Annotated in this window: 3 protein-coding genes and 1 pseudogene; 3 read left to right on the top strand and 1 reads right to left on the bottom strand. The window is 75.8% G+C overall.

The window, feature by feature from the left end:
• A pseudogene (locus tag AB0I76_RS24855) lies at positions 1–826 on the bottom strand (hypothetical protein); the annotation flags it as partial.
• Between the two features lie 151 nt (positions 827–977).
• Between AB0I76_RS24855 and eccB the strand changes: the two are divergent.
• The 3 genes from eccB to AB0I76_RS24840 all read left to right on the top strand — a co-directional run.
• Positions 978–2,465: a type VII secretion protein EccB gene (gene eccB / locus AB0I76_RS24850; protein ID WP_357039974.1), complete on the top strand. Its 1,488-nt coding sequence runs from the start codon at positions 978–980 to the stop codon at positions 2,463–2,465.
• Between the two features lie 111 nt (positions 2,466–2,576).
• The gene (locus AB0I76_RS24845) at positions 2,577–2,945 is read left to right on the top strand and encodes a hypothetical protein (RefSeq protein WP_357039971.1); all 369 of its coding nucleotides are present in this window, start codon (positions 2,577–2,579) and stop codon (positions 2,943–2,945) included.
• Positions 2,938–3,813: WXG100 family type VII secretion target (locus AB0I76_RS24840; RefSeq protein WP_357039968.1), on the top strand; the 876-nt coding region annotated here is incomplete at its 3' end. The genes AB0I76_RS24845 and AB0I76_RS24840, both read left to right, overlap by 8 nt.

Here is a 3,813-nt window from a genome sequence, read left to right as displayed (position 1 = left end):
CCACCAGCCCCATCAACACCGGGCTAGGAGTCGGAGATGATCGACGGCATGGACTTCGAGGAGTTCGACCAGCACGTCCAATCACTACGAGCCCGTTGCGGTGCACCCCCGGCAGGCCACCGCCCCGGGTGACCGCCTCGACCCGGGCGTCGCGCACCGACAGCCGCAGGGCGATCCAGACCGTCCGGTGGGCGGCCGGCGGCGCGCCCGGGGCCGGGAACCAGACCAGCGTGTGCGACACCACCTGGCAGCGGGTGACCGGCCCGTTGAACTCCGCCAGCACCCGCAGGGCCCGGTCGACCAGGGCGGCCTCCACCGGTCCGGCCGCTGCGCCGGTGGCCCCGTGCAGGGCCACCGCCGCGAACCAGCCGTGGGCGTCCTGCCCGATGCCGAGCCGGGTGCCCCGGTCGGTCAGCTCGGTCACCGTCAGCTCGGGGGCCAGCGGCGCTAGTCGCGGGTCGGCGACCGTCCCGGCCGCCACGCCCCGCTTCGCCCGGTCCCGTCGGCGGCGCAACCGCCGGCGCAGCAGCAGGTCCTCGTACCACCAGCGCCCGCCCCGGCGGGCGAACACCGCGACCGCGACCAGTACGGCGGCCATGGCCACGGCGCCCAGCAGCCAGACCGGGCCGGCGGTGGCCGCCCAGACGGCCAGGACGCACAGCTCCAGTACGACCAGCTGCCCCACCACCAGCGGGCCGAGCCGTCCCCGCCGGCCGGCCGGGTCCGCCGAGACGGCCGGCCGCTCCTTGCCGAGGGGCGGCTGCGGTGCCGGACGACCCGGCGACTGCGCCGTCGGACGACCGGGCGGCGCCTGAACCTGCGTCATCGGTGCTGTCCCTTCTGGACGGTTGAGCCGCCGGGTGGCGGCCGGCCGCGGGCGGCGGTCCCGCCGGCCCGTCACCGGCCCCTTATCGTAGGGAAGCCCGCGGCGCCGGTACGACCTGCTCGCCGCGCACCCACCCCGCCGGAGGTAAGTCATGCGGACCCGCCGCGACCAGGTGCAGGCGTACCGCTTCGTCACCCGCCGGATCGTCTCGGCGCTGCTCTCGGGCGACCCCGAGACCAGCAACCTGCCGATGCGGCGACTCGGCATGGCGGTCTTCGGCAGCGCGATCGCCGCGGCGGTGGTGCTCGGCGTCGTCGGCGCGTACGGGCAGCTCACCGGCAACACCGCCCCGCTGGAGGAAAACACCCTCGTCATCGAGCGGGAGACCGGGGCGACGTACGTGTTCGTCGAGGGGCGGCTGCACCCGACGGTGAACTACGCCTCCGCCCGGCTGATCCTGAACGTCGCGGACCCGGAGGTCCGGACGATGTCCCAGGCGTCGATCCGGGACCGGCCGCGCGGCCGGACGGTCGGCATCGTCGGCGCACCGGACGCGCTGCCGGACCGGAAGTCCCTCACCGGGCTCCCGTGGTCGGTCTGCGACGTCCCGGACCCGGCCGATCCCCGCCGCTCCCGCACCCGCGTGGTGATCGACCGACCTCTCCCCGGCGGCCGGCCGCTCGGCGACCGCGCGGTGCTGGTGCAGGTCGACGGCGAGCGGCACCTGCTCACCGGCGACTCCCGGCTGCGGGTGGTCGGCGGCGACGCCACGCTCGCCGCGCTGAAGATGGCCGGGGCGCCCGTCCTCGGTCTCGGCCAGCAACTGCTCAACGCGGTGCCGGCCGGCCCGGCGCTGCGGGAACCACGCGTCCCCGACGACGGCGAGCCCAGCGAGGTCCGCGTCGGTGCCGGCGAGGCCCGGATCGGCCAGGTGTTCCGGGCCGCCGGCCAGCACTACGTGCTCACCCGCGACGGGCTCGTGTCCGTCGGCGAGGTCAGCGCGCTGCTCCTGCTGCGGGACGGCGGTACGGTCGGCGACATCACGCCGGAGCAGGCGGGTCAGGTCCTGGCCGACGAGCGGGTCGAGGAGCCCGGCCTGCCGCAGGCCCTGCCCGCCCTGCACCCGGTGGACCCGGGTGCGACGGCGCTCTGCGCGACCTACCGGGCCGGCGCCGACGGTGGGCCGCCCACCACCACGCTGGAGGTCTTCGACCGGGCCCCGGCCGAGCTGACCTCCGACGCGTCCGGCCCGGTGCCGGTCCGCCAGTCCGCCCGGGACGGCGTCCGTACGGTCGAGGCGGTGCTGCTGCCCGGCGGCAAGGGTGTGCTCGCCCAGGCCGCGCCGGGGGCCGGTGGCAGCGGCGTGGCCGCGCCCGGCACGACGGTGTACCTGATCGGCGCGGACGGGATCCGGCATCCACTCGGCCCCGGGGCGCTGACCGCACTCGGCTACGAGGGGGTCACCCCGCTGGCCGTACCGGCGTCGTTGCTGGCGCTCGTCCCGACCGGGCCCACCCTGAGCCGCGACGAGGCGCTGGCACACTTCGAGCCGGGCGGCGCGGCACCGGAACCCGGCACCACCACCCCGACCCCCTCGCCCTCGCCCTCGCCGGGCGAGTCGACGTCCACCGGGGACTGAGCGTGCGCACCGACCGTCCCACGGCGACCGACGGAGGGTCGCCGGGGTAGCGGCGGTCGACTAACCTGTGCCTCGCCAACCGTTGTAGGAACGACGTACGGGGATGCTGCCATGACCGGGCGCACGACAGTGGACCTGATGTCCCTCGAGGACTTCCACCGGACCTTGACCCATCGGCTGGCCGAGGCGGAGCGGGCCCTGCGGAAGCTCAACACCGAGATGCAGTGCCGGCCCCCGGCCCTCGGATCGTTCGCCGACGCCACCGACAACGCCCGCCGGTACTCCCAGATCCACCAGGTCTACGTCGACCGTGTCGACCGGCTGCGCACCGCCGTGCAGGCGGCGCAGACCGCGACCGCCACCATCCTGGCCAGCTACCGCACCACCGAGGCGCGGAACGCGGCCAACTCCGCCGACATCGCCGCCGCCCTGCGCGGGGTGGACGAGGCGATGGCCCGCGAGGAGGACCCTCGTGTCTGACTACACGCACAAGTACCAGGGCGTCAGTCACCAGGCGCTCTATGACGGCGTGATGGCCGGTGAGCCGGGCCAGATCGACGGCGTGGCGGCGCAGTGGACGGCACTCAAGGGCATCGTCGACGACCTCGGCCACCAACTCGACGCCGACCTCGGCAAGCTCGCCAACACGTGGACCGGCATGGCGGGGCAGGAGTTCCAGGCCCGGCTGTCCCACATCGTGACCTACGCCGACTCGCTCGGCACCGGCATGTCCTACGTCGGCCGGGGTCTGACGATGATGGCCGAGGATCTGCGCACCGCCCGCGGGCAGGCGGAGAGCCCGGCTGAGACCGACGACCACGACCGGGCGCTGTCCGGCGCCGCGAAGGGCGCGGTCTTCGGTGTTCCGGGCGCCGTGGTCGGCGCGGTGCTCGGGCACCAGCAGGACGAGGCGGAGCGCGAGAAGGCGCACCAGCGGATGGTCAAGGTCGTCGCCAACCTGGCCGCCGGCTACGACTTCTCCGCGTACGACCACCTGGTTCCCCCGCCGCCGCCGGACCCGGAGACGCCGGGCGGGGTGGGCTCGCCCTCGTCGACGCCGCGTGGCGGTCCGGGTGTGGACTCGCCGACGGCCGCCCCGGTGGGCGGCGGTGGCATCGCACGGACGGGTGGCGCCACGGTGGCCGCACCGGACCGGCCCGCCTCCGGGCCGGGCTTGGGTTCCGGGGCGGGTGCGGGTTCCGGGGCGGATGTCCCGGGTACGGCCGGCACCGGCACGGCGGGCACGGGTGTTCTCGGGGCCGCGCCGGTCACCGCCGGCACCACGGGCACGTCGCTCGCCGGGGCGGACCCGCTGCTCGGCGGCGCGCTGCTCGGCGGCGCGGTGGCC

Origin of the sequence: Micromonospora sp. NPDC049799, from assembly GCF_040656655.1 — a bacterium.
GTDB lineage: Bacteria > Actinomycetota > Actinomycetes > Mycobacteriales > Micromonosporaceae > Micromonospora.
This window is presented reverse-complemented; position numbering and strand designations above follow the sequence as displayed.